Annotated in this window: 20 protein-coding genes; 2 read left to right on the forward strand and 18 right to left on the reverse strand. The window is 58.9% G+C overall.

Annotated elements, in window-relative coordinates:
* Positions 1 to 68: 68 nt before the first annotated feature.
* From ACUZ9Q_RS08145 to ACUZ9Q_RS08205, 13 genes are all read right to left on the reverse strand, one after another.
* A complete protein-coding gene (locus ACUZ9Q_RS08145; protein ID WP_449247670.1) occupies positions 69 to 953 on the reverse strand; it encodes a cell division protein FtsQ/DivIB in 885 nt (294 codons plus the stop codon).
* Positions 938 to 1828, reverse strand: a complete 891-nt coding sequence (murB, locus tag ACUZ9Q_RS08150) for a UDP-N-acetylmuramate dehydrogenase (RefSeq protein WP_192111933.1) — start codon at positions 1826 to 1828, stop codon at positions 938 to 940. The genes ACUZ9Q_RS08145 and murB overlap by 16 nt, the downstream gene beginning before the upstream one ends.
* Positions 1821 to 3194, reverse strand: a complete 1374-nt coding sequence (gene murC, locus ACUZ9Q_RS08155) for a UDP-N-acetylmuramate--L-alanine ligase (RefSeq protein WP_449247671.1) — start codon at positions 3192 to 3194, stop codon at positions 1821 to 1823. The genes murB and murC overlap by 8 nt, the downstream gene beginning before the upstream one ends.
* A 75-nt stretch (positions 3195 to 3269) precedes the next feature.
* A complete protein-coding gene (gene murG, locus ACUZ9Q_RS08160; protein ID WP_215647875.1) occupies positions 3270 to 4334 on the reverse strand; it encodes an undecaprenyldiphospho-muramoylpentapeptide beta-N-acetylglucosaminyltransferase in 1065 nt (354 codons plus the stop codon).
* A complete protein-coding gene (gene ftsW, locus ACUZ9Q_RS08165) occupies positions 4316 to 5494 on the reverse strand; it encodes a putative lipid II flippase FtsW (protein WP_192111936.1) in 1179 nt (392 codons plus the stop codon). The genes murG and ftsW overlap by 19 nt, the downstream gene beginning before the upstream one ends.
* Positions 5491 to 6795 (reverse strand): UDP-N-acetylmuramoyl-L-alanine--D-glutamate ligase, encoded by a 1305-nt coding sequence (gene murD, locus ACUZ9Q_RS08170; RefSeq protein ID WP_192111937.1) that lies wholly within the window; start codon positions 6793 to 6795, stop codon positions 5491 to 5493. Before murD ends, ftsW begins: the two co-directional genes overlap by 4 nt.
* Before the next feature lie 11 nt (positions 6796 to 6806).
* Entirely contained in the window at positions 6807 to 7883 is a 1077-nt protein-coding gene (mraY, locus tag ACUZ9Q_RS08175; protein ID WP_449247672.1) for a phospho-N-acetylmuramoyl-pentapeptide-transferase, read from the reverse strand.
* Positions 7884 to 8035: 152 nt separating this feature from the next.
* Positions 8036 to 9484, reverse strand: a complete 1449-nt coding sequence (locus ACUZ9Q_RS08180; protein WP_215647872.1) for a UDP-N-acetylmuramoyl-tripeptide--D-alanyl-D-alanine ligase — start codon at positions 9482 to 9484, stop codon at positions 8036 to 8038.
* Positions 9475 to 10929 (reverse strand): UDP-N-acetylmuramoyl-L-alanyl-D-glutamate--2,6-diaminopimelate ligase, encoded by a 1455-nt coding sequence (locus tag ACUZ9Q_RS08185; protein WP_227117922.1) that lies wholly within the window; start codon positions 10927 to 10929, stop codon positions 9475 to 9477. The genes ACUZ9Q_RS08180 and ACUZ9Q_RS08185 overlap by 10 nt, the downstream gene beginning before the upstream one ends.
* A 115-nt stretch (positions 10930 to 11044) precedes the next feature.
* Complete coding sequence (locus ACUZ9Q_RS08190; protein WP_192111941.1) at positions 11045 to 13186, reverse strand: penicillin-binding transpeptidase domain-containing protein; 2142 nt, start codon at positions 13184 to 13186, stop codon at positions 11045 to 11047.
* 91 nt (positions 13187 to 13277) lie between these two features.
* Positions 13278 to 13583 (reverse strand): hypothetical protein, encoded by a 306-nt coding sequence (locus ACUZ9Q_RS08195; protein ID WP_022659322.1) that lies wholly within the window; start codon positions 13581 to 13583, stop codon positions 13278 to 13280.
* Positions 13580 to 14563 carry a 16S rRNA (cytosine(1402)-N(4))-methyltransferase RsmH gene (gene rsmH / locus ACUZ9Q_RS08200; protein WP_308584091.1) on the reverse strand — a complete coding sequence of 328 codons (984 nt, stop codon included), beginning with the start codon at positions 14561 to 14563 and terminating at the stop codon, positions 13580 to 13582. The genes ACUZ9Q_RS08195 and rsmH overlap by 4 nt, the downstream gene beginning before the upstream one ends.
* Before the next feature lie 8 nt (positions 14564 to 14571).
* Positions 14572 to 15018 carry a division/cell wall cluster transcriptional repressor MraZ gene (locus ACUZ9Q_RS08205; RefSeq protein ID WP_027180920.1) on the reverse strand — a complete coding sequence of 149 codons (447 nt, stop codon included), beginning with the start codon at positions 15016 to 15018 and terminating at the stop codon, positions 14572 to 14574.
* A gap of 383 nt (positions 15019 to 15401) precedes the next feature.
* On the opposite strand from ACUZ9Q_RS08205, the gene pyk reads away from it, so the two are divergent.
* Both pyk and ACUZ9Q_RS08215 read left to right on the forward strand, forming a co-directional pair.
* Positions 15402 to 16820 (forward strand): pyruvate kinase, encoded by a 1419-nt coding sequence (pyk, locus tag ACUZ9Q_RS08210; RefSeq protein ID WP_192111943.1) that lies wholly within the window; start codon positions 15402 to 15404, stop codon positions 16818 to 16820.
* A gap of 3 nt (positions 16821 to 16823) precedes the next feature.
* Complete coding sequence (locus ACUZ9Q_RS08215; RefSeq protein ID WP_192111944.1) at positions 16824 to 17873, forward strand: HD-GYP domain-containing protein; 1050 nt, start codon at positions 16824 to 16826, stop codon at positions 17871 to 17873.
* A gap of 202 nt (positions 17874 to 18075) precedes the next feature.
* On the opposite strand, the gene ACUZ9Q_RS08220 is transcribed toward ACUZ9Q_RS08215, so the two are convergent.
* The 5 genes from ACUZ9Q_RS08220 to carB all read right to left on the reverse strand — a co-directional run bounded on the left by ACUZ9Q_RS08220 (position 18076) and on the right by carB (position 24333).
* Positions 18076 to 18888: a 4Fe-4S binding protein gene (locus ACUZ9Q_RS08220; RefSeq protein WP_215647869.1), complete on the reverse strand. Its 813-nt coding sequence runs from the start codon at positions 18886 to 18888 to the stop codon at positions 18076 to 18078.
* A 105-nt stretch (positions 18889 to 18993) separates the two neighbouring features.
* Entirely contained in the window at positions 18994 to 19233 is a 240-nt protein-coding gene (locus ACUZ9Q_RS08225) for a glycine zipper domain-containing protein (RefSeq protein WP_022659316.1), read from the reverse strand.
* 39 nt (positions 19234 to 19272) lie between these two features.
* Positions 19273 to 19707 carry a hypothetical protein gene (locus ACUZ9Q_RS08230; protein WP_022659315.1) on the reverse strand — a complete coding sequence of 145 codons (435 nt, stop codon included), beginning with the start codon at positions 19705 to 19707 and terminating at the stop codon, positions 19273 to 19275.
* A gap of 249 nt (positions 19708 to 19956) precedes the next feature.
* Complete coding sequence (carA, locus tag ACUZ9Q_RS08235; RefSeq protein ID WP_192111946.1) at positions 19957 to 21087, reverse strand: glutamine-hydrolyzing carbamoyl-phosphate synthase small subunit; 1131 nt, start codon at positions 21085 to 21087, stop codon at positions 19957 to 19959.
* Between the two features lie 3 nt (positions 21088 to 21090).
* Positions 21091 to 24333, reverse strand: coding sequence for a carbamoyl-phosphate synthase large subunit (carB, locus tag ACUZ9Q_RS08240; protein WP_215647868.1), 3243 nt, complete (start codon positions 24331 to 24333; stop codon positions 21091 to 21093).
* Positions 24334 to 24382 lie beyond the last annotated feature (49 nt).

The following is a 24382-nucleotide window of genomic DNA, read 5'->3' on the forward strand; positions in this document are numbered from 1 at the left end:
CCATTCTCCTCAAAACTCCTGTCTCCGGGTCGCAACGGCATGCCACTATGGCGCATGCCGCAAGTTTCTTACGCTGGCTGGTTAAGTAAAACCCAAACATTGCCGTTAACAGATCGAATCTCGCGAACATTGCGCAGTTCGTGTCTGCGGGCCAGATCGCCCAGGGTCAGACTTAACCGGGAAAGATTGCCCTCCCAATCGTCAGTAGCGATGGAAAGCCGCATTTCCCTGTCTTCAAGATAAATTTCAATGCCCTTGCCGGGACTCACGCTGACGGACGAAACCGCCCCCGCCTCTATGGGCAGCAAACCGCTTTGCATGCCCTTCATCAGGCGCGTCAGGTACGGCAGGGCGTCTTCTGCCCCCGGGTCAACACGCAAGGTGGGCAGCGAGAGAAAATTTTTGCTCTCAACCGGCGCTATAATTTCGCCAAGCTCGTTGGCGTAATACAGCACCCCATCCTTATGCACCCAGAAAGAAGGCAACCGTTCTTTCAGCCGTATCACAAACCTGTCCGGCAGAAGGCGCTTAACAGAAACTTCTTCAACCCAGGGCGTCTTGCGCAGGTTTCTTTCAACCTTGGCAATGCTGACTGCAAGACTGTTGTCGCCCTCGCGTATGCCGCCGTATTGCAGCACCATGTCGTGCGAGAGGCGCACATTGCCGGTCACGTCAACATGGCGGGTGGTGAAAAAATCGCTGGTTATGGCCTTGTTGTAGAGCCAGAGCGATGAATAACACACACCAGCAAGAATCAGCCCCAGGCAGGTCAGCAGCACAGCCAACGCGGCAAGGCTTTTCAGCCCGCTGAAGCCCTTGAGCCTCCTGAAAATCCCCGCGATAACCCCGCCCGCACGTACTTTTGATCCGCCGCTGCTTTTTTTGACCGGGGCAGATGCTCGTGTGTAGGAGTTACGGGCTTTACGTCCGCTTTTTTTCAGGGCAAGGGGCATGGCACTATCCTGACCTCCGGCTCAAGCTCAATGCCAAACCGTTGCCGCACAGCTTGCCGGGCCTCTTGCAACAAGGCCAAGGCCGCTGTGGCGCTGCCCTTGCCTTCATTTATCAAAAAATTTGCATGCAGGGTTGAAAAGGCCATTCCCCCAAGCTGCCTGCCCTTGAAACCGGCCTCGTCAAGAAGCCTCCCGGCAGACATTTCCGGCGTGGGATTTTTGAATACGCACCCCGCGCTCCAAGCCGTCACAGGTTGTTTAGACTTTTTCTTAAAAAAGTTGTGACGCATGCAATTACAGATGCCATCCCTTTCAGCAACGGTCAAGCCAAATGTGGCTTCCAAGACGATAAAATCATTCTTTTTCCCGTTAATGCTGAGAGTACGATAGCCGTATTGCAGTGCATCTTCGTTGATACGCTGAATGGTGTTATCAATAAACACCTGAATATTATAAATATTTTTACATGTTTCCGTACCATGCGAGCCAGCATTCATGGCAACAGCCCCGCCCACGCTGCCGGGTATGCCCACCAGCCCTTCAAGGCCGGAAAGCCCGTTTACAGCGCAAAAACGCAGCAGCCGCGCCATAGGAACGCCCGCTCCCGCACGCACCAGAACCTTGCCCTCGTGCTCGCCCACAATGACCGGGCCGTCACTAAAAAACGGGCGGATCAGAACCAGCGGCAATTCGCCGTCCTGTGCAAGAATATTGCTGCCCGCGCCCAGAACCAATGGTGTGCCGCCAAGAGCCTTGAGCCTATCGGGCAATAGATAAAGGTCTTCGCTCCGCTCGAGTATTATTTCCGCAATGGCGGTTCCCCCCACCCTCAGCGTGGTGCGGGGGGCAAGAAAAGGAGCGGGCATCTCACGCATGGTCTTGTCCCTCCAGCCAGGCGGGACCGAGGCGGGTGATGCTGCCAGCGCCAAGGGTCAACAGCACATCGCCCTCGCGCAGCACATTGGGCAGGGCTGCGGCAAGGTCATTGAGGGTCTGGTAGTATTCCACCGGAGTGATGGAGACCTGACGGATGCCCTGAGCGAGACTCTGGCCCGAAACACCGGGGATGGGCTTTTCAGAAGCGGCATAAATTTCGGTGAGCAGCAGCTGATCCACATTGTCAAACACCTTGCAGAACTCGCCAAAATGGGCCTGCGTGCGGCTGAACCGGTGCGGCTGAAAAGCCGCCACAATGCGCCGACCGGGAAAGACCTGACGCGCCGTGGCAAGAGTAGCCGCAATTTCCGCCGGGTGATGACCGTAGTCGTCAACCACGGTCACACCGCCCTTCTCGCCTTTGAATTCAAAACGCCGCCCCACGCCACCAAAACTGTTCAGGCCCTCGGCGCATTTTTCAAAGCTGATGTCCACTTCCATAGCCGCGCCAATGGCGGCCAGAGCGTTGAGCATATTGTGGCGGCCCGGCTGCGGCAGGCTGACCTGACCAAGCTTGACGCCATTGCGCCACACCTCAAAGTTGTTGCGCACGCCGCATTCAAGCGGCACGGCGCGCAACACGTTGTCTTCCGCAAAGCCGTAGGTGAGCACAGGGCGCTTCACACGGGCAAGCAGGGCGCGCACGCCGGGGTCGTCGCCGCAGACAATGTTCAGGCCATAAAAAGGCACGTTGTTCATGAACTGCACAAAGGCGTCATCAATGCCCTGTCGGGTTTTGTAGTGATCGAGATGGTCTTCATCCACGTTGGTCACAACATTGATGATGGGCAGAAGGCACAAAAATGAGCCGTCAGACTCGTCAGCTTCGGCTATCAGATATTCGCCGTGCCCAAGATGCGCGTTGGTGCCATACGCGTTGAGCCTGCCGCCAATAATAACTGTAGGATCAAGCTCCGCAGTATCAAAAATAGATGCAGTAAGTGATGTTGTAGTGGTCTTGCCATGCGTACCGGCAATGGCGATGCCCTGCCGCAAACGCATCAGCTCGGCCAGCATTTCGGCACGGGGGATTATGGCAATATTACGGCGGCGGGCTTCAATAAGCTCTGGATTTTCATCGTTGATGGCGGTGGACTTCACTAGGACCTGAACATCCCCCACGTTTTCCGCTGCATGGCCCACGGCAACGTGTGCGCCAAGGTCGCGCAGATGACGCACAACGGCAGAATCACTCATGTCAGAGCCGGAAACTTCGTAGCCCTGATTGAGAAGAACCTCGGCAATGCCGCTCATACCCGCGCCGCCAATGCCCACCATATGAATACGCCGAATCTTGCTGTTCATGCTCTACCTTTAAAGAAAGTCTAGATAATTTGAAGGGTTGAATTCGCCCTTGGATATCGGATGCTGAAGCCCTGTTTACGCTGTTTGTTCCAGAACGGCGACCACGCGCGCTGCCGCGTCAGGCCGGGCCGCGGCAAGGGCGGCTGCGGCCATGGGTTCGCGTTCGCCGGGCATGGTCAAGAGCCGCAGCAGAATGTCTGACATACGCTGCACGGCCATGCGCCCTTCAGGCACCAGTACGGCAGCGCCGCTGCGGGTCAGCACCTCGGCGTTGCGGGTCTGGTGATCGTGAATGGCATAGGGAAAAGGCACAAGAACCGAGGGCAGGCCTGCGGCGCAAAGCTCCGCCACAGTGCTGGCCCCGGCGCGGCACAGGGCCACGTCGGCCCAGGCGTAGGCCCCGGCCATGTCGTCAATAAAGGCGGAAACACATTCGGGGGCATAACCTGCCGCCATATAGGCCGCGCGCACACTGCCCTCATCCGTTAGGCCGGTCTGGTGGCGAATTTCCACCCCGGCGCCGCGAAATTCCGCCAGATTTTCAAGCATAAAGGCATTGAGCGCATGCGCGCCCTGCGAACCGCCCATGACCAGCAGACGGCGCGTCTGCCGGTGGCGATCCACCTGCCCCACCGCGCTTACGGCCGCCCGCACAGGGTTGCCCGTAAATACGCATTTTTTCATATCAAAGCCGCTGGTGTTGGGCAGTGAAATGCACACGCGCCGCGCAAGCCGCGCCAGAAAACGGTTGCTGGCACCGGCTATGGCGTTCTGCTCGTGCAGCACGCCGGGCACGCCAAGAATACGTGCGGCCAGCATGGGCGCAAATGCGGCATACCCGCCGAATCCAGCTACAACATCGGGCTTGAAACGGCGCAAAATCCCCACAGCCTTGACCACGGCAAGAGCCATCTGCGCGCCTGCACCCACAGCCTTGAAGCCGCGCCCCAAAAGGCCGCGCACAGGCAGCCCCTCAAAGGGAATGCCCGCCTGACGCATCAGCCGTTCTTCCGGCCCGTAGAGCGAACCCACAAACAGCAAGTTGGCATTGGGATTGCGACGCCGCAATTCCTCTGCCACAGCCAATGCCGGAAAGATATGCCCGCCAGTGCCGCCGGTCGTCAGGATGATGTTGTCCATGTGTCCGCCGTCCTTGAAAAATTCATAAGCAGGCCCACGCACAGCATGGTGGCCAAAAGGTTACTGCCGCCGTAACTCATGAGGGGCATGGGCACGCCCTTGGGCGGCGCAACCCCCATGACCACGGCCAGATTCATGACCGAGCCCATTGCAAGAATGGTGGTAATGCCGAATGCGGTAAAACGGTCGCGCAGATTGCGCTGGCCCATGATGATTTTGTAGCAGCGCCAGAAAAGCAGGGCAAACAGAATCATCACAACGCTTACGCCCACAAAACCCATTTCTTCGGCAAGCACGGCCATGATAAAGTCGTTGTGTGCTTCAGGCAGATAAAACATCTTCTGCTTGCTTGCGCCAACGCCTACGCCAAAGAAGCTGCCCGAACCAATGGCAAGCAGCGACTGCACAAGCTGGTAGCCCGTATTGTGCGCATCCTGAAAAGGATCAAGAAAGGCCAGCAGACGGCGCAGACGATAGGGCGAAGAAATGGCCAGCGCCATAGCGCCGCCGCAGGCGAGCGCAACTGAAAAGAACAGATAGACAAAGCGGGTGCCGCCCGCCACGCACATGAAAAACAGGATACTTGCAAGAACAACGGCGCTGCCGAAGTCAGGCTGCAAGAGCAGCAAAAAGCAGAACAGCCCCGTTACGGCAAAGGGAGGTATGACGCCCCGGCTGAACGTCTTGATAAGTTCCTGCTTGGAACTCATGAAGTACGCCAGATACAGCGCCAGCGCAATTTTGACGAATTCCATGGGCTGAATGGAGATAAAACCCAGCGGAATCCAGCGCTTTGCGCCGTTGATGGCAGGGGTAAGGGGCGAGAGTGTCACCAGCAGCAGGAGCAGCGCAAGAAACAGCGCAGGATACTGCATGCGGTACAGCCAGTGCCTTGGCAGGAGGGCTGCGCTCCACAGGGCAACGCCGCCGCAAAGGGCAAAGATGACCTGACGCTTGAAGAAAAAGTATTTGTCGCCGTTGACCTGCTCCGCCACAATGCCGCTGGCCGAAAGCACCATCACAAGACCAATGGAAAGGATAATCAGCATGATGGTGAAAAGCCACCAGTCAAAGGGCGCGAACGGCCCTTCTTCCGTGGCCCTCGCCATGGCGCTGTTTACCTTGGGCGCTTTTTCCTTACCGCTGAAGATGTTCTTCATGACAGCTTACCCACAATCTGTTTGAAGTCTTCACCGCGCTGTTCATAATTTTTGTACAGGTCATAGCTGGAGGTGGCGGGCGCAAGCAGCACCACATCGCCGCTCCTGGCATTTGCCGAGGCAAAACGCACTGCTGGTTCCATTGTTTCGTGCCAGCTTATGGGCACAATGCCCTGCCAGGCCTTTTCAAAATGCTCGCGGCTGGCCCCAAAAAGCACAACTTCCTGCACTTTGGCACGCAGCAGATCGGCAAGCCCGGCCAGATCGCCGCCCTTGAACTTGCCGCCGCAGAGCAGCCGCACTGGGCGGTCAAAGGCCTCCAGCGCCACCTGAAGGGCGGAAACCGTGGTGCATTTGGAATCATTGACGTACAGCACGCCACCAAGTTCGCGCACACGCTCAAGACGGTGCGGCAAGGGCTGAAAGCGTTCAACAGCTCTGGTGGCGCTTGCTTCCGTCACGCCAAAAAGGCGGCAGGCCTGCCATGCGGCTTCCTCATTAATGCGGTTATGCGCGCCCATGAGGCAGCTTGCAGGAAAGCGGTCAGTGGCCTTTACAAAAACCTTGCGGGCCTTGAGGCGGTGGGCGTCAGCCAGCGCTTGCAGATCTTCGCCCAGCACGGCCAGATCGCCTTCGTCCTGACAGCGGAACAACCGGAACTTGGCCTCGGTGTATTCCGCCATGTCCTTGTGGTAATCAAGATGGTTGGGCGTGATGTTGAGCAGAATACCCGCGCGCGGACAAAATGTGGTGCAGGCCTGCAACTGGAAGCTGGAAATCTCGAGCACAAGCACATCGGCCTTTTTGCCGCCGAGAACGTATTCCGAAAGCGGCGTTCCGATGTTGCCGCCCAAAAACACGGCATAGCCCTGCTCGTGCAGCATGGCGGCAGCCAGGGAGGCCGTGGTGGTTTTGCCGCTGGTGCCGGTTATGGCCAGCACCGGCTCGTCATCAAGGTAGCGCCATGCCAGTTCCATTTCGGCCAGAATTTCAGAAACCTGCGTGTCCACCAGCCCCTCAAGCCTGGCTACAGGCATGCCGGGGCTGGGCACCACAAAGGCCGCGCCTGCAAACTGCGCGGCGGAATGCTCGCCAAGCTGCACGTCAATGCCAAGGGCTGCAAGCTCGGCGGCAAGCACTTCCCTTCCGGCCAGCGCCTTGAGGTTGCTGTCCAGTAGCCGAACCCTCGCCCCGGCGCGCCGCAGCAGTCTGGCGGCGGCAAGGCCTGAACGGCCCGCGCCCACAACAACTGCCAGTTCGCCGGGTTCGATACGTCTGCCGCGATTTTTCTCCAGTGCCATATCCCCTCTCCTCAGCGCAGCTTCAGAACAGAAAGCGCCACAAGGCCCAACAGGATGGAAGTTATCCAGAACCGGATGATGATCTTGGATTCAGGCACGCCCTTGAGCTCAAAATGATGGTGCAAGGGTGCCATGCGGAAAATACGTTTGCCGCCAGTCCAGCGGAAGTAGCCGACCTGTAGAATGACCGAAAGTGTTTCGGCCACAAAAAGGCCGCCCACTACGGAAAGCACAAGTTCCTGCTTGCACAGCAGGGCCAGATAGCCCAGCACGCCGCCGAGCGAAAGCGAACCCACATCGCCCATGAATACCTGGGCCGGATAGGCGTTGAACCACAAAAAGCCAAGGCCAGCGCCCACAAGCGCCGCGCAGAACACTGTGACCTCGCCCACGCCGGGCATGTAGGGCAGCAGCAGGTATCCGGCAAAACGGGCGTTGCCCGTGATATAGATGAAGATGGAAAAAACGAGGCAAGCCACAATGGAAGGCCCGATGGCAAGACCGTCCAGGCCGTCCGTCAGGTTGACGGCGTTGGAAGAGGCCACCATGACAACCACGCCAAAGGGCAGATAAAACCAGCCCAGATCAAAGGTAACTTCTTTCAGAAAAGGAATGGTCAGCTTGCTGCTGTAATCGGGATTGATATAGAGCAGCACCATTGCCGCGCAGGCAACAGCCAGTTGCCCCGCCATCTTGGACCTGCCGGAAATCCCCTTGTTTTTGTGGTGACGCAACTTGGTTATGTCGTCCCAGAAGCCAACGGCCCCGAAGCCCGCAAAAACAAGAAAAGCCTGCCAGATGTAGGGATTGGTCAGGTCAGACCACAAAAGCAGGCTGATGCTGAGCGCAAACAGCATGAGCAGACCGCCCATGGTGGGGGTGCCGGCCTTGCAGGCGTGGGCGGCAACGTCTTCGTGAATATACTGGCCGCATTTGAGGCTGCGGAGCCAGCCGATAAAGCGGGGACCAATGAGAATAGAAAGCACAAGAGCAGTGATGAGCGCGGCCAACGAGCGGAAGCTGATGTACCGAAAAACGTTGAATACCGTCCATTCGGACGCAAGGGGGACAAAGAGATTATAGAACATGCAGCGTAATCCGTTCTTTTGGTCGTGTGCAGACCGTTATGCCCGTTCTTTAAAGCAGTTAAACCCTGAAACCGGGACTTGAGCGGAATAATCCGCCAACGCCCGTTTCAAGTATGCAACGCTCCAGCAGGCGGCGTTTTTAATCTTGGCCCTCAGCCCCGCACGGCCTCCGGCTCTGTGAGAGTCTGGAGCAGGCATTCCAGCCTGTTGCCGCGTGATCCCTTGAACAGGGCCACGCCGCCAGTTTTGTTTTCGGCAAACGCAGTGTGCGTCAATTCGGCCCATGCAGCAGCAAAGGCCGCAGCGTCATACACCTCGAACCACGGCCCTGTATAGCCCCCACAGGTCAGCCCGGCGCGGATATTTTCACCGTGGCCGCCTTTCCAGAATACTGCCGAGGGTTTAAGTTCAGCCAGGTGTTTGCCAAGGGCCTCATGCTCTGCCGCTGCCTGCGGCCCAAGCTCGAGCATTTCGCCGAGCACAGGCACAAAAAGCCTGCCAGCGGCGCGCTCTGCCGCGGCATCAAGCATGCGGCGCATGGAAAGCGGATTGGCATTATAGGTATCGTCAATAAGCAGCCACTTGCCTACGCGCGTCTGATTGAACCGCTGCACGGGCAGTTCGCTCTGGGCCAGACCCTGCGCAATTTCCGCATTGCTCAGGCCCAACAGATGGGCTGCGGCGGCAACGGCTATAACATTCTCCGCGCCGTACTCTCCCCTGAAGGGGGCGGTTACATCACAACGCGAGCCGTCAAGCCAGAGGTGGTACAGACCGCGCCTGTCGTCCGGCGCGTCAATGCCCGTTGCGGCATCATCCCGGCCGTCGGCCTGGGCGGGCGCTGGCCCTGCGTAAGAAGCGCGGTAATCCACGGCTCTGCCTGTGGCGCTAAAAAAATGCAACTCCGCGCCGGTGGCTCTGGCCTCGCGCACAAGTTCGGGATAATCGGCGCATACAAGGCCTATGCCCTTGGGGGCAAGATTGGTGAGCAGGCGCGATTTGTGCCAGGCCACGCCCTTGCTGCCAAGCCCCTCGGTATGACCGGCGCCGACGTTAAGTATAAGGCCAATGTCAGGGCGCATGACGGACGACAGTTCTTCCATGTCGCCCTCGTGGCTGATGCCAGCCTCCATGACCCAGAAATCTTCATCGCCGTCAGTGGCGAGCATGGCGCGGGGCATGCCGATCTGATTGTTGTTGTTCAGGGCGTTTTTTGCGGTTTTGCCGCGTACGGAAAGCACCTGAGCCAGCACTTCCTTGAGTGTTGTCTTGCCTGCAGTGCCCGTAACGCCCACAACTCTGGCGGTTGTTTTATCGCGCCACATGGCGGCTATGCTGCCAAGGGCCTTGATCGTATCTTCCACAACCAGCACAGGCACGCCTGCACCGGGCAGCGCCCGTGAGGCCAACACGGCAGAAGCCCCAAGCTCCACGGCGGCAGGCACAAAATCGTGCCCATCCACCCTGCTGCCGGGGATGCAGACAAAGAGAGCCCCGGGCGCGGCCTCGCGGCTGTCCGTCACTGTGGCGGTCAGCGCAATGTCGCTCTCAAGGGCGCTCAGGCCCAGACGGGCCGCTATTTCATTGTAAGTCAGGCGCAATGAAGAAACTCCCTAACTACTTCCTGGTCGCTATAGTGGTGTTTGACACCCTGGATGATCTGATAATCCTCATGGCCCTTGCCTGCAATAAGCAATGCATCGTCCTTGCCGAGCATTTTCAGCGCCTTGATGGTAGCCGCGCGGCGGTCAACCTCAACCACAACTTCGCGGGCGGATTTCAAACCGGGCAGAACATCCTGCAAAATGGCTTCCGGCTCTTCAAAACGCGGGTTGTCGGAGGTCAGCACTGCCACATCGGACCAGCGGGCCACGGCCTCGCCCATGAGTGGGCGCTTGGTGCGATCTCGATTGCCGCCGCAGCCAAATACAGTAACAACGCGTTTGAATCCAGCCCCCCGCAGGGCCTGCAAAACGTTTTCCAGCGCGTCTGGCGTGTGGGCGTAGTCTACAAATACATTTAATCCTTGGGGATTTTCTACACGCTCCAGCCGCCCGCTCACGCCCGTAAAACTTTCAAGAGATTTGAAGGCCTCAGGCTCAATGCCCATTTCAAGGGCAACGGCCTGCACGGCCAGCAGGTTGGAGGCGTTGAACGCGCCCACCAGGGGCGAGCGAAGTTCCCACTTGCTGCCCTCAAGATGCATACGCATGTGGCAGCCGTCCGTTCCGGCAGAAAGCAGTTCACCCCAGAGGTGGCGCTTGTTCAGCGCGCCTTTCTGCAAACCAAAGGAAAGTGCCGTGGGGCACAATTCCAGCAGGCGGCGGCCCCAGGGGTCGTCGGCGTTGACAGCCATGGCCTTGTCGGGCCGGGGCAGCTCCAGGAACAGGCGGGCCTTGACCTGGAAGTAGCTCTCCATGTTCTTGTGATAATCCAGATGATCCTGCGTCAGATTGGTAAAGGCTGCGCCGGAAAACGGCACACCGCAGACGCGCTGCTGGTCGATGGCGTGGGACGACACTTCCATCACCGCCACATCCACGCCCGCCTTGGCCATGGCGGCCAGCATGGCGTGCACGCTCAGGGCATCGGGAGTGGTGAGGGGCGCAGCTTCCGCATGGCCGGGCCAGCGGTAGCTGACCGTGCCCATGACGCCAAGCTTGTGCCCGGCCTGCGCAAAGAGCTGTTCGAGCAGATAGGAGCATGTGGTCTTGCCGTTGGTGCCTGTGACGCCCACGATCTTGAGCGGCAGTTCGCTGGTGCGCCAGCGGGCCTCCGCCAGACGCCAGAGCGCCTCGCGCGGGTCGGAATGATGCACGACGCGGCAGCCGCCAGCAAGCGCTGCGGCTTCCTCCGCTCCGCCGGGACGGCAAACGACAATGGAGGCCCCTGCGGCCACTGCGGCGGGAATAAAGCGCGCCCCGTCTTCGTTAACGCCAGGCACGGCAACAAAGATATCGCCGGAATTGACCTGACGAGAATCGACGCGCACTTCAATACCGCCGCGTCTGCACTGTTCAAGAAGGGCTGCAAATTCCCGTTCCATATCAACCTCACTGCATAACCGGGGCAAATGCCCCAATTTAGTCCCGGCGGCGCGCGCAATTCAACCCGCAACCCCGCGCGCGATGCGTGCGCCAGCCGGAAGCAACCTGCCGTTCTTACCGTTCGGAAAGCCAGAGAATATATTCGATGTCCTTGCCTTCTTCAGGCCAGGCCACACCGGGGGCAGGGGTCTGCTTGACCACCCTGCTGCCGGATCCTTTGAGTTCAGGCACAACGCCCGCGCGGGCAAACAGTTCAACCGCATTGCGCACAGATTTGCCCATCACGTCCGGCACCTTGCTGCTGGCCTTTGCCAGATGCCCCGGCAAGCGCATGCCTTCGGCCTGCTGCGGCGGGGCCAGCTTTCTGGTGTCGGTTGCATAGGGAACTTCCAGCGAGGCAAGCTTGAGACCGCGCTGACGCGTTTTGGTGGCCGGGCCTTCGCCAGTTGCTGCCTTTGTATCCGCTTCTGCCACCTTGGTTTCGTTAAACATGCCCGTATACGTCACCATGCGGGAGGCAACTTCCTTGAACACGGGCGCGGCAACGACACCGCCGTACTGGTTGCGCGAAGGTTCATCGACCATGACCATTACAAAATACTTGGGCTTGTCTGCAGGGAAAAAGCCCACGAACGAAGCAAGACGCTTGCTGCCGTAGGTGCCCGACCTGTGGTCGGCCTTCTGGGCCGTACCGGTCTTGCCGCCCACGTCAATGCCGTCCACGCGGGCGCGCTTGCCTGTACCGTCATGTTCTTCAACAACATCGCGCATCATGTGCATGACTTCGCGCACGGCGGTTTCAGAATAAATGCGGGGGCGCACCTCATCCACAACGCCGTCTTCGCGCGTGAGGCGCAGAGGCTTGTACACGCCATTGTTGAGCAGGGTCAGATAGCCCTGCGCCATCTGGAGGCCCGTCACCGAGATACTCTGTCCAAACGAGGTGGACATGATGTCCACTTCGCTCCAGTCACGCGGGGCGCGCAGGATGCCACGGCTTTCAGACACAGGTACGCCGGTGCGCTGTCCAAAGCCCAGCGCGTGCATATATTTATAGAAGGTGGGAGCGCCCATGGACAGGCCGATCTTGGCCATGCCGATGTTGGACGAATAGCGCAGCACCTTGGCAGCGGGCAATATTCCCTGCCGCGAGGTGTCGCGAATGGTGAAATTCTTGGTCACCCACTTGCCGCCTTCGCAGTCGATAAGGGTATTGGGCGTGACCTTGCGCTCCTGAATGGCGGCAGCCATCACAAAAGGCTTGAATGTGGAACCCGGTTCCAGGGCATCGGCAGCCAGCCTGTTGCGATAAACGAGCGGCGAAAAATCCTTGTAGTTGTTGGGATTGAAGAAAGGATACTGCGCCCAGGCCATAATTTCGCCAGAGGCCACATCCACCACCAGCGCCCCGCCCCAGCGGGCATCATATTCCCGCACGGTACGCGCCACGGCTTCTTCAACAAAAAACTGGATCTGCATGTCGATGGTGAGGGTCAGATCCTGCCCCACCGGCTCGCTTTGCCCTTCTTCGTGCAGATAAAAGCGGCGGCCCATGGCGTCGCGCTGCACAATCTGGCGCGTGGGAATGCAGCCAAGGCGCGAATCAAGCGAGCGCTCGATACCCTCAAGCCCCTTGTCGTCAAGGCCCACAAAGCCCAGAAGCTGCCCGGCCATGTGCTTGAAGGGATAAACGCGGTCATATTCCTTGCTCAGGCCTATGCCGGTAATGTTGGCCTTGCGCACGGCCTCGGCGGTATAGTCGTCCACCTTGCGTTTCAGCCAGACAAAACGGCGCTTGGTCTGCGCCAGGTCGTCATAAAGCTTCTGCGGCTCCATGCCCAGAATGGGGCCAAGGGTGTTGGCCATGGCCTGAAAATCGGTGATATCCTGCGGGCGGGCGTAAATGGATTTGGCTTCTACACTGCGGGCCAGCACCTGACCGTTGCGGTCAAAGATCATGCCGCGACGCCCGGTGACCAGCTCCGTAGCCGTATGCTGCCGACGCGCGCGTTCTGCAAGACGCGGCCCCTCCATCATCTGGAGATACCATGCGCGCCCCCACAGCCCGACCCACAGCAAGCAGAAGATGCATACAACGATCTTGATGCGGGCGCGGCCCCAGTCCACATTGCCCATCCAGGCCGGAGAGCTCGTACCCTTGCCCGAAGAGACAAGGTTGCGGGTGGTCTGCGGCTTGGTGGCACGGACAGGGCCAGCGCTGGACACATTGCGTTTGCGAGAACTGAGTTTGAACATGGCGTTTCCAAACTGGGCGTCGCCGTGATGACGCCGGGCTTTTTCCGGGCCTGAGCATTAACTGGTCAGGCATTGGAGCGTTCCGGAGTTTTTACTGTAGTTCCATACGTCGAATCTGACCGGGCTTGGGTTCGCGCATACCGAACTCATCTGCCTTGCGCCGCAGTTCATAGGGAGAAAGCAGCCGTTCGCGCTCAACCTCAAGCTTGGCCCTCAGGGCGCGCCGTTCGCGAACAGTATTTTGCTGAATATTGATGAAATAGGTTGTGTCCATGCGCTCAATGTTGCTCCACACCAGCACAAGGCCCATGACCATGCAGCTCAGAAGCCCCAGAACCAACGCCAGAAGCCATCCCCTGCCCCCATGTTGCTGGTTCATGGTTGTATTGCGCTTCATGATTCCGTCGCCTCGGCTATTTTCTCCACAGCGCGCAGCTTGGCGCTGCTGGAGCGAGGGTTGACGGCCAGCTCTTCGGGCGTGGCGGTCACGGGTTTTTTGAACAGAATGCGCACTTCGGGCTGATGATGGCACACGCATACCGGCACATGGCGCGGGCAGCGGCAGCCTTCTGCCCAGTGACGCATGGCCTGCTTGACCATGCGGTCTTCAAGCGAGTGAAACGTTATGATGGCGAGCCTGCCGCCGATGGGCAGATAAGCCAGTATGTTATCAAGAAAACGCCGCAATTCGCCCAGCTCGTCGTTGACGGCCATGCGCAAGGCCTGAAAGGTGCGCGTGGCCGGATGCCGCCGGGCCTTGGCCCGCCATGCTGCGGGATAGGCCTTTTCCACCAGGGCCGCCAGTTCTGCCGTAGTGTCTATGCTTGCCTTCTGGCGCGATTCCACAATCACGCGGGCAATGCGCCCTGCCTGGGGTTCTTCGCCCAGCATGGCGATGCATTCCTTGAGCCTTGCAAAACTTTCGCGGTTGACCCAGTGCCAGGCCGATGGCTGACCGGAATTCTGATCCATGCGCATATCGAGCGGGCCATCGCCGTGAAAGCTGAAGCCGCGTTCGGCTTCATCAAGCTGGAGCGAGGAAACGCCGATATCCAGCAGCGCGCCGTCCACCTTGTCCCAGCCCAGTTCTGCCAGCGCATCGGGAAAATTGCTGTAATTGCAATGAAAAATGTGAGCGCGGTCGCCAAAGGGGGCCAACCGCTGACGCGCAAGAGCCATGGCGTCTTCGTCCCGGTCGAGGCCGCACAGTTCTATGTCGCTGGCGGTGCCGAGCACTGCCGAGGCATGGCCGCCCATGCCAAGGGTGCCATCCAGATAGCGGCCCCCGGCGCGGGGCGAAAGAGCCTCCAGCGTTTCTGCCGGAAGCACCGGCACGTGCCGCACGGGTTCTGCGATGTTATCCAAAATTTCCGTCATGGTGCGGCCTATAGACTGAGAGTTATGCCAAGCCCGGAAAGCTCGTCGGACACATCCTCAAGCTGGAGGGCATTGAAGCGTTCCTGATCCCAGATTTCAAATTTGTTCAGCATGCCCACGAGCATTGCATCCTTGTGCAAACCAGCCTCGCGCATCAGCACCTGCGGAATGCGCACCCGGCCCTGGGCATCAGGCTCGAGTTCCTGGGCAAGGCCCATAACCTTGGTTTTGAAGTGCGAAAGCCTGGGTGAGGGCATGGGGATACTGCCAAGTTGCTCTGTAACCATGTCCCAGTCGGCGGGCAGATAGGCCACCAGGCGTCCGTAAAAAGCAGTAAGCCAAAACGTCCCAGAGCCGCCGTCCGCGCAGAGTCCTTCGCGGTATTCCGGCGGCAGCATGAGTCGCCCCTTGGGGTCTAGGCTGCGGGAAAGGCTTTTTGTGAACAGTTTTTTCACTTTTTCCCACTTCTTACTACTTGTTACCACTTTTTCCCACTTATGCCCCAAGCCCTACCCCGTGTCAAGCAATGTCGCAAAATTGGCTTTATCTGCGAATTATCTAGCGATAAGCCCTCCAGCTTCCGCCCATTTATTGCGGTGGTAAAAAGTGGCGATTTACCACGCCCCTCCTCAGGGGATGCACGGCAAAAAAATACCGCCCACCATTGCCGCCGGAGACAAAAAAACACCCGGCGGACAGCATGGGCGCTGTTTCAACGCTTTTGCGCTGAATGCCTTGACAATATGCGGGAAAACCAAGACTATTTAGATCAAGCCGGAACTGTAAATTTTGTACTTTTGCGCCCTTGCGCCACCGGTTTCAGCCATAAGGAACAGATATGAGAACGAAAATTGTCGCTACTATCGGTCCCGCTTCCAACAGCAAAGAAAAACTGCACGAACTGGCCGAGGCCGGAGTCAGTGTATTTCGACTCAATTTCTCGCATGGCGGCGCGGCGGACTTTGTTGCCATTATCCAGAGCATCCGTGAGGTGGAAGCCGCCATCGGGCGACCCATCACCATCATGCAGGATCTTTCCGGCCCCAAAATCCGCCTTGGCGTGCTGCCCGAAACCAGCATAACCGTCACCAAGGGCATGGAGCTGCTGCTCGGCCCCAGTGACCGCCATGTGGACGATTTCCCCTACCTGCCCTTTGACCACGATGTGATCCTCGAAAGCCTCGAACCCGGCGACCGCATGGTGCTGGCTGACGGCGGGCTTCAGTTCGTGGTTACGGAGTGCCGCGCGGACGGCCTTGTGCTGCTCAAGGCGGACAACTCGGGCATCGTCACCTCGCGCAAGGGTCTGGCCCTGCCCGGCAAAGCCACCAAGGTGCGCGCCCTGACGGAAAAGGACAAAAAAGACCTTGCGGACGGCCTCAAACTTGGCGTGGACGCAGTGGCAATCTCCTATGTGCAGACTGCGGACGACGTGCGCGAAGCCAAGGAGCTTATCGCCGCTGCCGGCAAAAGCCTGCCCGTGGTCGTCAAGCTCGAACGGCAGAGCGCCGTGGACAACCTTGCCGAGATTCTGCACGAGACAGATGTGGTCATGGTGGCGCGCGGCGACCTTGGCGTGGAATGCCCCCTGCCCCTTCTGCCCGCCCTGCAAAAGCGCATCATCAGCGCCTGCAACAAGGCCTCCAAGCCGGTTATTGTTGCCACGCAGATGCTGCTCTCCATGGTCAACAGCCCCGCCCCTACCCGCGCGGAAACCACAGACGTTGCCAATGCCGTGCTTGACGGCGCGGACTGCGTGATGCTTTCGGAAGAAACCGCCATGGGCAACTTCCCCGTTGAAACAGTGCGCTACATGCGCCGCATCACGGACGAAGCCGAACGCCTGCTGCTGATCAACCGCAAGCTTGAAGAGCCGGACAGCGACAAGGGCATACCTGAATTTCTGGCCTACTCCGCCTGTCTGCTGGCAGACAAGGCTTCGGCCAAGGCCATAGTGTCGCACAGTCTTTCGGGCAGTTCGGCCCGGCAGGTCTCTGCCCGCCGCCCCCCGCAAAGCATCTATGCGCTTACTCCTGACCCGGTTTCCATCAAGGCGCTCAACTTCGTCTGGGGCGTGAGGCCGGTTTTTGTGGAAAATCCGCAGGAAGAACCAAGTCACCTTATCCGGGCCGAGAGCTTTATCCATAACAGCCCGGATTTTGAACCTGACGACTGCGCGGTTATTACTGCCGGTCAGGTCAAGGGGTCTTCCGCCACGCCCCGTGGCACAAACCTTGTCAAAATTTACTGGAAGTAGCTCATGGCCGCAGAGCAAAGGAAAGTTCTTGATGTTCCCATGAACATCAACGAGGAATATTATCAGATCAGCGGCGAAATTCTGTCGAGCTTTCCCAAGTTCCGCCCTCCGGTAGATCTGTTCAGGTTTCGTGAAGATATCGCTGTGCTCGCTCCCTACTGCGTCAAGGGGAGCCGCCTGAGCAGCGAACAGGTGGACGAAGTGGCGCAGTTGTGCGCCGAGGGAGACCTTTTTGTCTCCCGCTCCGACCACCCCATTTACTCGCGCCACATCGTCAAGCAGCTTGACCTTGTGCTGCAGGACAACAACCTCAAGGAAGCGGAAATCGCAGATATCTGCATCCGCGCCCTGCTTATGCGTTGCAGCGACTTTTTTGAGCAGCCCGTCAAGGCGCTCTTTGAACCGCTGTACCGCGATGTTATGGTTGTTACAGAGTATCTGTGGAGCGACAAACACCACATCAACACATTCATGCGCCGTCTGTTTCGCAAAAACAATCTTGCACGTCATTCCATCAATAGCATGATAGTGGGCCTGTGGATATGGTTGCAGGGCACTGGTGAATACCGCCGCAAAGACATGGACCGCATTGCTGTTGCCATGCTGTTGCACGATGTGGGCATGTGCAAGGTTCCCCCTTTCCTGCTCAGCAAGGCTGGCCCCCTGAAGCAGGAAGAAAGGGAAAAAATTATCCCCCATCCCATTGTGGGCGTTCGGTTGATGCAAAAGATGGAAGTGTCTTTTGACGAACTGCTGCGCGCCTGCTTTGAACACCATGAGCGGCTTGACGGTTCCGGCTACCCCCAGCACACCAAGGGCAACCAGACCACCAAGGTTGGACGCCTCGCAGCGGTGGCCGACTCTTTTGCCGCCATGATTTGCGACCGACCTTTCAGAAAGGCCAAGGATGTTGTGCAGTCTGCCAAGGAACTGGCCAACGACCCGCGCTATGATCAGGAAATGGCCAACGCGCTTTTCGGTGGTTTTGCCGCTGGAACCATCGGGCAAATGGTTGACATGGACGCAGTGGTGGATACGCCGCAGCCGGAATAGACAAATCCAGGCGCAGCCCAACAAGAGAACAACGAAATTCATCTGGTCGCAGTGCCAAACGCCCTCGGGAGTTTGGCCTGCTGCCAGCAGATACATAAAAAGCCGGGTCAGAAACATGCGTTCTGACCCGGCTTTTTATGTGAGCCAACATGGCCCGCTTGCAGCGGCGGCCAATCACCCAGCCCGGCTCGGTCAGGCCTGCTTACATTTTGCCCGCTGCGGCAAAAAACACCTCTGGTTCACGCCGTTCGCGGCAGTTGCTTTCAAGCATGGCAACAATTTTGTCCACCTGCGGATTGTCAAAATACTTTGCCTGTTCCGGGCAGATTTTTACGCAGGCGCAACAACGCAAGCAGCCCTGCGCCACTTGTGCCGCATTGTCGGCATCAATCACGCGCATGGGGCACACGCTGGCGCACAAGCCGCACTGCGTGCATGAATCAAGGGTTTGAGGCCGAATATCCGCCGCTGGAGGCAGCGCCTTGTAAGGCCGGTTGCCGGGAACTGCCACGTTTGCGCTTTCTCCGCTGGCAATGATTCTGGCTGCGCTGCGGGCAAAATCCGCGATAGCGGCCATATCTTCTGCATCAGGCCTGCCTGCCCCGACCTTTGCCGTCATGCTGTGCTCTGCCACAAAGGCCCCTGCCGCTGGAACGGAAAAACCGTTGGCCCCAAACAGATCAACCGCTTCAAGCAGGGCATCGTCGTAGTGCCTGTTGCCATACACGGCAAGCAGAATTGCGCGTGCGCCATGCCCTGCCAGCCTTGCCAACGGCTCCATCAGCACTTGGGGAATACGCCCGGCATAGACCGGAAAGGCAAAAACCAGCACATCCTCCGGCCCAAGCGTGTGGGCTGCAGCCCGCCCTTCAGGGAACGTCCAGTTCCAGTCATTGCCGCGCGCCAGTGCCATATTCTGCGCCAGTTCCTGCGCCAGAGCACGGGCAGTCTCTTGCGCCATTTTGCGGCTGCTGCCAGTTGGGCTGAAAAAGACCGTGTGAAGGCTTGGGGTCATGACATCATCCTTTGTTCATGAAAAAGCGGGCCGTTGATACAGCCCGCCTGAAGAGTTCATTTTCTTGCGGCGCTGGGCCGCAAATGTGGTTAAGCAAACAGCCCCTTACCAGGCTTTCTTGCTCTGCTCGTGCCCGACTATGCCGCCAGCCAGCGCGCCCACGCCCGCGCCAGCCAGAGCGCCCCAGGCAGCGGATCCACCGGCAATGGCGGCAACGCCTGCGCCGCCAAGCGCGCCAAGGGCCGCGCCACTGGCAACACCCTGCTGGGTCTTGCTCATATTGGTGCAACCGATGCCGCTGACAAACATGGCGGCCAGCAACGTGATTATCAACAAGTTTTTCATATTTTCTCTCCTGAAGAAACCGCGTAGCGGATTTTGCTGTTACTTGGCGTTCAGGCGGGGTTCAATAATTTCGCGCCAGATCACGCTCATGACGGGGCGGTCAAGCTGCTGAGGATTTGCCGTATACCACGCGTCCACCATCTTGGCGACCTCTGCGCGGTTCACACCCTTGAAGGCCTTCATCCAGCCCTTTTCAAAAGGTGAAAGCGTGTACACCGGACGCTTGCCTTCCTTGGTCGCTTTTTCCGCGATTTTTCCGTTTACAAAATACTCAACGGTGATCGCTGTTTCCACACCGAAAAGAAAGGCGAGCTTTTCAGCTTCAGGGGTTTTTTGCCACGCGGCACCCGTAAACTGATCCACAGGGTTCGCCTTGGAATTTTCGGCCTCGGGCGTATTTTCGGCAGCGCGAACCGGAGCGAATGCCAGAACAAGTGCAAGGCTTAAGGCCAGACACAAAACCGACTTTTTCACGATATGCTCCTTGAGTTGAAGAACCCTCTGCAATACCGCTTGCGCGGCAGCCAGCCGCATGGACGGAATACACCAGCGGCAAGAATTATCGGGGCATGGCCCTTAGCTTGTATTGCAGTTTACCCAAAACCCCACCGAGATATCAAGTACGAAAAACCCGGCTGTCTTAGCAAACAGCCGGGTTTTCATTCGCGGTGGCGCACAGTGCGCCCTTGTATTTTATATGCCTTGCGGGCAGGGCAATCCGCCCTACGCTCCCGCGGCCTCGCCTATAAGCTGGCGGAAGCGGCCAAAGAGGTACTGCCCGTCGCGGGGGCCAGCCGCCGCTTCGGGGTGGTACTGCACGCTCATGACAGGCAGGGTCTTGTGGCGCAGGCCTTCAAGCGTGTTGTCGTTCAGGTTGATATGCGTGGCTTCCACATCGTTCACGCCGTCCAGCACCACATGGAAACCGTGGTTCTGGGACGAAATCTCGATGCGTCCTGTGGTCAGATCCTTGACCGGATGATTGCAGCCGTGGTGGCCGAACTTGAGCTTGTCGGTGGTACCGCCAAGGGCGTGACCAATAAGCTGATGCCCAAGGCAGATGCCCGTGACAGGGAACGAACCCACAAGCTCGCGCACCAGAGCAATTTCCGCAGTCAGGGTCGCCGGGTCGCCGGGGCCGTTGGAAAGGAACACGCCCTTGGCTCCGCTGGCCTTGGCCTGCGCGGCGCTGAAGTTCGGCGGCACGGCCAGAGGCTCAAAACCGGCCTCGCACAGGCGGCGCAGAATATTCCACTTGATGCCATAATCATACACCAGCAGGGGCAGGCCCGTGCCGCGCCATGCGTAGGCGCCGTCCGCGCCAAGGGCGACCTTTTGCGGCTGGTTGTCAAACCATGCGTAGGGTTCCTGCGCTGCCACAAAGGGCACAAGGTTACGGCCCTTCATGGTGGGCTGGGCAAGCACTTTTTCCTTGAGGGCAGCGGGGTTCAGCTCCCTGGTGGAAATCATGCCGCGCATGGCACCGTTGATGCGCAGGTGGCGCGTCAGGGCGCGGGTATCCAGCCCTTCCATGCCAGGCCTGTCGAACTTCTGCAAAAAGGCGGGCAATGCCATGACAGACTGCCAGTTGGAGGGCTGCTTGCAGCATTCCTTTACCAGAAAGGCGCTGCAATGCACGCGGGCCGATTCCATATCAGCCTCGGAAATGCCGTAGTTGCCCACCAGCGGATAGGTCATGCAGACCATCTGCCCGTAGTAGGAGGGGTCGGTGAGCACTTCCTGATAGCCAGTCATGCCCGTGGTGAAAATCACTTCACCGCCGGTTTCAAAGTCTCCGGTAAAGGATTTGCCTTCCAACGTGAATCCGTCTTCCAGCACCAGCAATGCTTTCATAACTTACCCCCGCGCTTCCCGCGCGTAGTATTCCTGCAAACTTTCCACATGGGTCTCTGCCCGCCGCGAACCAATGGCCGTGGCCGTGGCGCGCGCTGCGGCGATGGTGGTGCAGTAAGGAACCTTGTATGTCAGGGCCGCGTGGCGAATGGCCTTGGAATCTCTGGCCGTATGCTTGCCCGAAGCCGTGTTGATGACCAGAGCCACCTCATGATTGATGAGCAGATCCACAATGTTGGGCCGCCCTTCGTAAACCTTGAGCACTTCTTCCACTTCAAGCCCGTGCTCACGCAGCACGGCAGCCGTGCCGCGCGTTGCCAGCAGGTGGAAGCCAAGCTTGGCAAACATATCCGCCACTTCGGGCAGATAGGGTTTGTCGCGGTCGTTGACCGACAGGAAGAGCTTGCCCCCCTGCGGCAACACCTGACCAGCGCCAAGCTGGCTCTTGAGGAAGGCCTCGCCGAAGTTGGAGCCCATGCCCATGACTTCGCCGGTGGAGTGCATTTCTGGTCCGAGAATCACGTCCACGCCGGGGAAGCGCTGGAAAGGCAGCACAGCTTCCTTGACGCAGGTGAATCCGCCCTTGCGCATGCTCCAGGGGTCCAGTTCCTCAAGCGTTTTGCCCAGCATGACCTGGGTTGCCAGGTACGGCAGGGGAACGCCCGTGGCCTTGGACACAAAGGGCGCGGTACGCGAGGCGCGCGGGTTTACTTCCAGTATATAGATATCATCGCCCTTGATGGCAAACTGGATGTTCATCAGGCCCACGACCTTGAGTTCGCGGGCAAGGGCCTCGGCCTGCACCGCAATGCGGGCCACGTGGTCGTAGGAAAGCGAGTACGAGGGCAGCACGCAGGCCGAGTCGCCGGAGTGGATGCCGGCTTCCTCGATGTGTTCCATGATGCCCGCCACGTACACTTCCTTGCCGTCCGAAAGCGCGTCCACGTCCACTTCCACCGCATGCTCAAGGAACTTGTCGATGAGAATGGGGTGTTCCGGCTTTTGCGGAACCTGGGTGTGGAAGTAATCCTTCAGTTCGGCGGCGTCGTACACCACAGCCATGGCGCGGCCGCCGAGCACGTAGCTGGGCCGCACAACCACGGGGTAGGTGATGCGTTCGGCTACTTCAAGCGCGTCTTCAAGGCTCATGGCCGTACCGTTCGGCGGCTGGAGCAGCGCAAGCTTTTCAATGAGCGCCTGGAAGCGTTCGCGGTCTTCGGCGCGGTCAATGGCGTCCGGGCTGGTGCCAAGAATGGGCACGCCAGCGCGCATGAGCGGCACGGCAAGATTCAGCGGGGTCTGGCCGCCAAACTGCACGATGACGCCCTCGGGCTTTTCCTTTTCCACGATGTTCATCACATCCTCGAAGGTCAGCGGCTCAAAGTAGAGCCTGTCCGAGGTGTCGTAGTCTGTGGAAACGGTTTCGGGGTTGGAGTTCGCCATGATGGCCATCACTCCCGCATCGCGCAGGGCGAAGGAGGCGTGGCAGCAGCAGTAGTCAAACTCGATGCCCTGACCGATACGGTTGGGGCCGCCGCCAAGAATGAGCACCTTGCGGCGGTCTTCCACCTTGATTTCTTCGCCACGCTCGTAGGTGGAGTAGAAATAGGGGGTGTAGGCCTCAAATTCCGCAGCGCAGGTGTCCACCAGATAATAGGTGGGCTCCACGTGCATTTCCTTGCGCATGCGGCGGATGTCTGCCTCGGGCATCTTCCACATTTCCGCCAGTTGGCGGTCGGAGAAGCCGTATTCCTTGGCTTCGCGCAGCATGTCGGCAAGAGCGGCGTTGGCCGTGGTCATGTCGTTGGCGAGGCCAAAGTTGCTGATGCGCTTTTCCATCTCCACAATGTCGCGCACCTGGCGGATGAACCAGGGATCAATGGCGGAAACCGCAAAGATTTCTTCTTCGCTGATGCCAGCCACAATGGCCTGCCGCAGCGAAAAGATGCGTTTGGAGTTGGGGCGGTGCAAGGATTCCAGAATGGTTTCGCGGTCGGGCAGCTCGGAGCGGAAGCTATAGCCAAGGCCCGTTGCGCCGATTTCCATGGAGCGCAGGCCCTTCTGCAAGGCTTCCTTGAAGGTGCGGCCAATGCTCATGGCCTCGCCCACGCTCTTCATGGAGGTGGTGAGCTCGTCCTTGGCACCGGGGAATTTTTCAAAGGTGAAGCGCGGGATCTTCACCACGCAGTAGTCGATGGCGGGTTCAAAGCTCGCCACGGTCTCGCGGGTGATGTCGTTGCGCAGTTCATCAAGGGTGTAGCCCACGGCCAGCTTGGCGGCGATTTTGGCAATGGGGAAGCCCGTGGCCTTGGAGGCCAGCGCGGACGAGCGCGACACGCGGGGGTTCATTTCGATAACCACAATCTCGCCGTTGGCCGGATTGAGGCCGAACTGCACGTTACTGCCGCCCGTTTCCACGCCGATTTCGCGCATGATGGCAATGGAGGCGTCGCGCAGGTTCTGGTATTCGGCATCAGAGAGGGTCTGCACCGGGGCCACGGTGATGGAGTCGCCCGTGTGCACACCCATGGGATCAAAGTTTTCAATGGCGCAGATGATGACACAGTTGTCCTTGGTGTCGCGCATCACTTCCATTTCGATTTCTTTCCAGCCAAGCACGCTCTGTTCAATCATGACTTCAGAGGTGGGGCTGGCCGAAAGGCCGCTGGCGGCAATGGCTTCCAGGTCTTCCATGTTGTAGGCCACACCGCCGCCGGTGCCGCCGAGCGTAAAGGCCGGGCGGATGATCAGCGGGAAGGGCAGCACGTTGCCGAGCTGGCGCGCTTCATCGATGGTGCGGGCAATGCCGCTGGCGGGCATTTTGAGGCCAATCTTTTCCATGGCTTCGCGGAAAAGCTCGCGGCTTTCTGCCTTTTCAATCACGTCGGCGCGCGCGCCGATGAGCTCAACGCCGCATTCCGCCAAAACGCCGCTCTTGGCAAGCCCAAGAGCGGCGTTCAAAGCCGTCTGACCGCCAAGCGTAGGCAAGAGCGCATCGGGGCGTTCTTTTCGGATGATTGCGGCAAGGGTCTCCTGCTCGATGGGTTCCACATAGGTGGCGTCAGCCATATGTGGATCGGTCATGATGGTAGCCGGATTGGAATTGACCAGCACCACCTCATACCCTTCTTCCTTGAGGGCCTTCACGGCCTGGGAACCGGAGTAGTCAAACTCGCAGCCCTGGCCGATGATGATGGGGCCCGCGCCGATGACAAGAATTTTGTGTAAATCCGAACGCTTGGGCATTGAACTTTCCTGCGGATTTTGAGATCAGAGGTAATGACGCGGCACAGGC

This window comes from Desulfovibrio desulfopostgatei (assembly GCF_053570645.1).

Coding starts and splice junctions, on each gene's coding strand:
- ACUZ9Q_RS08145 (WP_449247670.1), bottom strand. CDS start 953: ATGCCCCTTGCCCTGAAAAAAAGCGGACGTAAAGCCCGTAACTCCTAC.
- murC (WP_449247671.1), bottom strand. CDS start 3,194: ATGAACAGCAAGATTCGGCGTATTCATATGGTGGGCATTGGCGGCGCG.
- murG (WP_215647875.1), bottom strand. CDS start 4,334: ATGGACAACATCATCCTGACGACCGGCGGCACTGGCGGGCATATCTTT.
- rsmH (WP_308584091.1), bottom strand. CDS start 14,563: ATGACGGAAATTTTGGATAACATCGCAGAACCCGTGCGGCACGTGCCG.
- murB (WP_192111933.1), bottom strand. CDS start 1,828: ATGCGTGAGATGCCCGCTCCTTTTCTTGCCCCCCGCACCACGCTGAGG.
- ACUZ9Q_RS08185 (WP_227117922.1), bottom strand. CDS start 10,929: ATGGAACGGGAATTTGCAGCCCTTCTTGAACAGTGCAGACGCGGCGGT.
- carA (WP_192111946.1), bottom strand. CDS start 21,087: ATGAAAGCATTGCTGGTGCTGGAAGACGGATTCACGTTGGAAGGCAAA.
- mraY (WP_449247672.1), bottom strand. CDS start 7,883: ATGTTCTATAATCTCTTTGTCCCCCTTGCGTCCGAATGGACGGTATTC.
- ACUZ9Q_RS08220 (WP_215647869.1), bottom strand. CDS start 18,888: ATGACCCCAAGCCTTCACACGGTCTTTTTCAGCCCAACTGGCAGCAGC.
- murD (WP_192111937.1), bottom strand. CDS start 6,795: ATGGCACTGGAGAAAAATCGCGGCAGACGTATCGAACCCGGCGAACTG.
- pyk (WP_192111943.1), top strand. CDS start 15,402: ATGAGAACGAAAATTGTCGCTACTATCGGTCCCGCTTCCAACAGCAAA.
- ACUZ9Q_RS08195 (WP_022659322.1), bottom strand. CDS start 13,583: ATGAAGCGCAATACAACCATGAACCAGCAACATGGGGGCAGGGGATGG.
- ftsW (WP_192111936.1), bottom strand. CDS start 5,494: ATGAAGAACATCTTCAGCGGTAAGGAAAAAGCGCCCAAGGTAAACAGC.
- ACUZ9Q_RS08225 (WP_022659316.1), bottom strand. CDS start 19,233: ATGAAAAACTTGTTGATAATCACGTTGCTGGCCGCCATGTTTGTCAGC.
- ACUZ9Q_RS08190 (WP_192111941.1), bottom strand. CDS start 13,186: ATGTTCAAACTCAGTTCTCGCAAACGCAATGTGTCCAGCGCTGGCCCT.
- ACUZ9Q_RS08215 (WP_192111944.1), top strand. CDS start 16,824: ATGGCCGCAGAGCAAAGGAAAGTTCTTGATGTTCCCATGAACATCAAC.
- carB (WP_215647868.1), bottom strand. CDS start 24,333: ATGCCCAAGCGTTCGGATTTACACAAAATTCTTGTCATCGGCGCGGGC.